Source organism: Flavobacterium sp. UGB4466 (genome assembly GCF_903469665.1).
Lineage (GTDB): Bacteria > Bacteroidota > Bacteroidia > Flavobacteriales > Flavobacteriaceae > Flavobacterium > Flavobacterium lipolyticum.
On sequence record NZ_CAGKLC010000162.1, the window covers coordinates 1 to 6,432 of the forward strand.

The following is a 6,432-nucleotide window of genomic DNA, read 5'->3' on the forward strand; positions in this document are numbered from 1 at the left end:
ATATTTAGTCATTTGATTTAAAATTAATCCGTTTAGTGTACTTCGAAAAAATAAAACTAAACACATAGAAACATAGTTTCTAAATTTAAAAAAGAATACTACAGAGAAATATTTTTCTCTCACATAGTTAATGTGTTTTTGAAAATAAGTACAACTTTTTAAAACCTAAAACAAAAAACTCAGTACCTTAGTACATTAGCCACTCAGATCCTTTAAAAAAACTATTTCGCTGCCGTTGGCACCGTTGCTTTTTCTCCGATAACAACTTCGTTGAGCAATACATCTTTGGCATTTTCGCTTGAAATCGCATTTTTTGCCCACTTGATATTGATAGCATTAAAGGAGATGTTACGTACTTTTTTATCCGGAAATCCCTGAATTACAATTCCGGATGCCGTGGCCTTGTTGCAGGTAATATTGGAGAATGAAATATTTGAAATCTCAGATTGAAAACCGCTTCCTTCTCCGTGATAATTGGCTGTGATATACAAACAATCCTCGACCTCATCGAGTTTTACGTTTCGCACAAAAACATTCCTGATGAAACCGCCTCTGTCAGCATTGGTTTTCAAATAAATGCCTCGTTTTAAATATCCTGCTGTTTCACAGTTTTCGACGAATACATTCTGAACTCCCGCCGACATTTCGCTCCCAATCACTACTCCATGAAGTCCTTTAAACTTGCAATTTCTAATGACAATATTCTCGCTTGGAGTAGCCGAATTAGCTCTTCCTTCATGATCTCGTCCGGCTTTTATGGCTACATTATCATCCCCATTATCAAAGGTCACATTTTCAATTAAAACATCTTTTGCATACTCAGGATCAATTCCATCGTTATTATGATTCAATGATTTGTAATGCACACCACGCACGGTAATGCTCTGCGATTTCAATAGATGCAAACACCAAAAAGGAGAATTTTCAATATGAATATTTTCAACCAAAATGTTTTTACAATTTAAAAACTGAATCATCTGCGGACGCAAAAAGTATCCTTCTCCAAACTTCCTGTCCTCAAAAGGTGTACTATTATGGTTCATATCACGACTTCTGTTTTTTCCGGCGCCTTCCTTTGCTTTAAAACTTTTCCAGATTTTACCTCCGTTACCATCAATCGTTCCTTCTCCGGTTATGGCAATATTCGAACATTCATTAGCATAAATCAACGGACTGTAATTGTATAACATTGTTCCTTCCCAACTCGTTAAAACCATTGGTAAATAATCTGTCGGAGTATCGCTGAATTTAATTTTTGCCCCTTTTTCTAATTTAAGATTGACATTACTCACAAAATGAATCGGACCATTGATTTTATAAATTCCTTTTGGAACAATGATTGTTCCGCCCTTATTCTTTTTACACAAAGCCATTGCTTTGTCAAAGAAAGGTTTGTTATTGGTAATGGAATCCCCCTTTGCTCCTAACTTTACCATATTAATTTGATACGAAAGAAATACGGGAAGCTGAATTCTATTGACAATTGAATCAACCTTAGTCGATGGAAATTCAGTACTCTGAGCAAAAGAAGCCCAGGAAAGGAATAGAAAAATGAAGTGTTTAAAAGTCATGTTTTTTTAAAGGTTCTTAGGTTCTGAGTGGCTAAGGTGCTAAGGCTTTTGCGAATCTTTTACTCTTACTTTATGGCTGCCTGACCGGAATACCAATTTGGAATTGAGTCTTTTAGAATGTTTTCTGTGCTGTAGTTTTCAGCTTCTTTTTTTGTGAGCTGATGTGACCATGAAACTCTTTTTGCAGAGGAAGCTCCCTCGCCTTTGCAATTGTATTCGGCATAAAAAGCCGTTTTTTCCGCTTCGGGTTTTGACCAATTTTCCCAACCTTCCGGTCTGATATGCTTTCCCAAATCACAGTTCATATAAACGGTTTTGGCATAGATACGCCAAGGTCTACCTAGATAAACTGCTGTTGCTGCCGGCTCAGCCGTGAGTTTGCAATTTTTAAAAACAAATCCAAAAGCGGTTCCTTCAGGTGTTGAAGCAGCAGTAATATAGGAGTTTTTGATACTGTGAATCTCGCAGTTCTCAAACAGAGCTGTTGCACTTCCGAAGATAAAATCGGTTGTTCCTTCGATGTAACTGTCTTTAATGTAGTGTTTGGCTTCTTTTCCGGACAAATAGAGCGTATCCTGATTTCCGAGAATTAAACAGTTTGAAATCTGAACTCTGTTTGCTACAACAGACAGTGCAATGGCCTGACCGTTATCACCTGAAGCATTTTTAATCGTTAAATTGGATACCGAAAAATCATCGCCTTCCACTAAAAGGGTATAGGTATGAAAAGTACTATTTCTCCCCACGTTAATCTTAGAGAAGTTATCATCAAAAGTAATGATGGTATTTTCTTTGCTTTCACCAATTAGAGCCACTTGACTGTTCCATTCCGGAATACGGATTTTCTCCTTGTAAATTCCGTTTTTCACAAAAACAGTTACCTTTTCATAAGGAAAAGAAGGGCACGCATTTATAGCATCCTGAATTTTTGTAAAATCTCCCGAACCGTCTAAAGCAACAGTAATCCGGTTACTTTTTTGGGCATTTGAAGATTCTTTAGACGTTATTTTTACTCCGTTTTTTACAGCCCAGGCGGTGTATTTTTTAAGTACTTCTTTGGGTGAATCTGAATACCAGGAATAGCCGTTTCGTCTTTCGGCACCAATTTCCTCTATTGATTTTTTTCGGATTCCGTCACGATCACAAAAGAAAGGCTCATTGGTAGAAAGATCCATAAATCTCGCCCAGATCGGGGCTGCATTTTGCGTTACAATCATTTTTTTATCGATCACTTTTCCGGCGTCATTTAAAACACGCTTTTCTTCCAGATTGGTGATTTTTGTTTTTTCAAACCAAAGCTTTGCGCTTTGTACGGCTGTAATAATTTCAGGAGAAGGTTTTTCGACCGACATTAAAAGCAATACAATTTTTGCGGATTCAGAGCCGCTTAACGATGCCAGTTCGAATGCTCTTGCGTTTGCAGGTGTCAAAGTAACCTCATCGTGTTGTGCACACCAGGCTGTTAAAATACCATTCTGTCTGTATTGTGTTTTTAAAATACAATCTATTCCTTTTTGGAAAGATTCTTTCGCTTTTTCGACCATTGCTTTAGATGGTTTTATACTAAAATAATCGGTTTCCTCACTTACTTGGCGTATAATGTTCAGGATATTCACCATCGAATCATCATTGTATGTGATGTGCGTGTAATAGCCTTTTTTTAAAGGGTAAAACTGAGGCCATCCCCCATTTTTATATTGGGCTTCCAACAAATAATTCAATCCGTTTAAAAACGATTCTTTGTATCGATCGTCTTTTACCTGCGCGTACATTTTAGACATGAAAAGCATCTCCTGACACGTTGCCCCATTGTCTGTAGTCGTTTCTGCAGTTGTTTTTTTAAGCTTCAGTAAATCCTTTTTCTGCTCCGGCGTTAATTCATTCTGCATTTGAATGTTCTTGGGCCACCCGCCTATCTCTCTTTGGTAGAGCAGTACATTCTCTGCTATATTTTTGGCCTCATCGGTACCAAACCAGGCTGCATCATTTTTTCGAATGACATCCGGCCAGTTTTTATAGGTGTTCTGTGCCTGAATACCAAAACTCAGAGCCATACCAAAAAGCAATAGGATATTTTTTAACTTAATCATTTTAAAATTTTATTTTGTTATTCTAATCCAATAAACCCGACAGGTTTTAAAAACCTGTCGGGTTTATAGTATATTATCTGTTTAATTCAACAGCTGCTAGAATAAATGGTCCTGTTGCTTTAGGATCGTTGTCTTTTTTCTTTTCGTTTACATAATACGTATACGATCCATCGCGATATGGATTCCCTCCCAAACCTGCCACCTGACAGGCTTGCGTAAGAGTGATTCCACCATCAGCATCTACCCTGATCAATTGTTTGGTTAAACCGTCAAAAGCTTTATGGGCCAAATTTTTATACTTTGCAGGCAGATATCCTTTGTTCGCTCCTTTTGCAAAAGCATAAGCAAACATTGACGATCCCGAAGCTTCAAGATAGTTTCCTTCTGCCCCACCTTTGTCCGTAACCTGATACCATAAACCGGATTTGTCCTGATATTTAGCTAAAGCAACCGAAGCCGTATTCAGGTATTTTACCAGTTCTTTTTGTTTCGGATGGTTTTTAGGGAAATAATCCAAAACATCAACCAATGCCATTACATACCAGCCTAAAGCTCTTGACCAAAAGTTCGGAGAGGTTCCTTTATCCTTATTTGCCCAAGGCATTTGTTTGCTCTCATCCCAACCGTGATACAACAAACCTATTTTAGGATCTGTTGCATGCAATTGAATTAACTCAAACTGTTTCGCAACATCATCAAGACTTTTCCCTCCTTCAAAGGTAACAGTATATTGGGCATAAAATGGTTCACCCATGTACAAACCGTCCAACCACATTTGATTCGGATAAATTTGTTTGTGCCAGAATCCACCACTGGCTGTTCTTGGCTGCTCTGTCAACTGCTTGCGTAGTAGCTGAAGCGCTTTTAAATACTTTTCATCTTTGGTAGTAGCGTAAATATCAAACAACAAGCGTCCCGGTACAATTAAGTCAATATTATACTTGTCCAGTTCATAGGTTTTAATCGTACCGTCGTTTTGAACAAGAACATCTGCATAGCTTTTTACATAGGCTGCGTATCTTGGATCCGGATTTTTTTTGTTCAGTTCTTCAATAGCATGTAAAACCAATCCATGAACATAATCCCATTTTGCTATTTTTGAATCATCGATCCTATAACTTTCGGGATGACGTTTCATTAAAGTCAAAGCCATTTTATCAGACCATTTTAAATCCTTTCCGATCACAATTTCTTTGTTTGAAGGTTCCTGCGAAGTGACTTTACAGCTTGCAAAGACCATCAGACAAACCAACGTCATTGCTGTAAAATAACCTTTTGTATTCTTATTTTTCATTGCTACTTTATTTTAAATTCTACTATTTATCTAATTCTAATGCACTCAGCAAAAATGCAGCAAGAGCCGGTGAACTATTGTCCTTTGCCTTACTTTTGATATAATATTCATTTGATCCGTCCCGAAATGGTTTTCCTCCTAAACCCACATTCGAAGATACCTTTGAAATCACAATATGGCCCTGATCGTCAGTAGTCACAAATTCTTTTGCGTAGGATTCAAATGACTTTTGCGCTGTCTTTTTATAGACTGAACTCAAATATCCTTTATTTGTTCCTTTTGCTAAAGCATAAATAATCATGGCTGACGATGATGCTTCTAAAAAATTCCCATTCATTTCGGGCTTATCAGCAATCTGATACCATAAACCTGATGTACTTTTATACTGTACGGCAGTTTTGGCGATTTGATTCAGGTATTCCTTTAGCACTTTGTACTTGGGGTGTGTTTTTGGATAGTATTCCAATGTTTCAACCAAAGCCATCATGTACCAGCCTATACCACGTCCCCAGATGGTTGGCGAGGTTCCCGTTTGCGGATTTGCCCAAGCTATTTCCTTACTCTCGTCCCAAGCCTGATAAACCAAGCCTGTATTTTTATCTGTCAAATGATCGTGCACCAATTCAAATTGTCTGGCAATATCGTTCAAAGCTTTACCATTTTCAAATTTCACCGTGTATTGAGTGTAAAAAGGCTCGGCCATGAACAAACCATCAATCCACATTTGATTGGGATAAATTTGCTTGTGCCAGAATCCTCCACTTGCGGTTCTGGGTTGATGGTCTAACTGATCCCGGAGCTCCTGTAGTACTTCTAAATACCGTTTGTCCTTAGTTTCGTCGTAAAGTCCGAACAACAGTTTGCCCGGGTTGGCACAATCAATATTGTACTCGTTCTTATCATACTTCGCGATCTTTCCATTGGCATCAATCAGTTCATCTGCATATTCTTTGATATAATTGAAATATTTTTTATCGTTTGTTTTCTGATATAATTTTTCAAAAGCAAACAAAACAAATCCCATTTTATAATCCCATTTTGGCTTTTCAGTTCCGTCAATCTGCCAGGCTTTTGGATATTTATCTATAATTGTAAGCGCTGTTCTCTGTGACCACTTTAAATTATCACGTAAGACGTTATTTTCAGTCGTCTGCGCCATTATTTTAGTACTGAAAATCAACAGTAAAACAATCCAATTGGTTTTTATAAAAGTCGGTTTAAGCATAAAACTAACATTCTGGTAGTTGGCCTTTTTTGCCACAGATTAAAATGGATTAGGTTAACTTGTGTATTAAATTACGAATATCTTTTTCTCTCGCAGATCATACCGATCATGCAGATTTTTTAATCCTTTTAATCTCTGACACACTTCACTCTTTACTCATCACTCTTCACTCATCACTCTTCACTCTTCACTCTTCACTCTTCACTCTTCACTCTTCACTCTTCACTCTTCACTCTTCACTCTTCACTCTTC

Annotated in this window: 4 protein-coding genes; all 4 read right to left on the bottom strand. The window is 37.5% G+C overall.

Going from position 1 to position 6,432, the window contains the following annotated elements; genetic code table 11:
• Nucleotides 1-221: 221 nt before the first annotated feature.
• The 4 genes from JO950_RS20825 to JO950_RS20840 all read right to left on the bottom strand — a co-directional run bounded on the left by JO950_RS20825 (nt 222) and on the right by JO950_RS20840 (nt 6,180).
• Nucleotides 222-1,571, bottom strand: a complete 1,350-nt coding sequence (locus JO950_RS20825) for a glycoside hydrolase family 28 protein (protein WP_202704361.1) — start codon at nt 1,569-1,571, stop codon at nt 222-224.
• A gap of 65 nt (nt 1,572-1,636) precedes the next feature.
• Nucleotides 1,637-3,661 (bottom strand): pectate lyase, encoded by a 2,025-nt coding sequence (gene pelA, locus JO950_RS20830; protein WP_202704362.1) that lies wholly within the window; start codon nt 3,659-3,661, stop codon nt 1,637-1,639.
• Nucleotides 3,662-3,734: 73 nt separating this feature from the next.
• The gene (locus JO950_RS20835) at nt 3,735-4,955 is read right to left on the bottom strand and encodes a glycoside hydrolase family 105 protein (RefSeq protein WP_202704363.1); all 1,221 of its coding nucleotides are present in this window, start codon (nt 4,953-4,955) and stop codon (nt 3,735-3,737) included.
• Between the two features lie 22 nt (nt 4,956-4,977).
• Nucleotides 4,978-6,180, bottom strand: a complete 1,203-nt coding sequence (locus JO950_RS20840) for a glycoside hydrolase family 105 protein (RefSeq protein ID WP_202704364.1) — start codon at nt 6,178-6,180, stop codon at nt 4,978-4,980.
• Nucleotides 6,181-6,432: the final 252 nt, after the last annotated feature.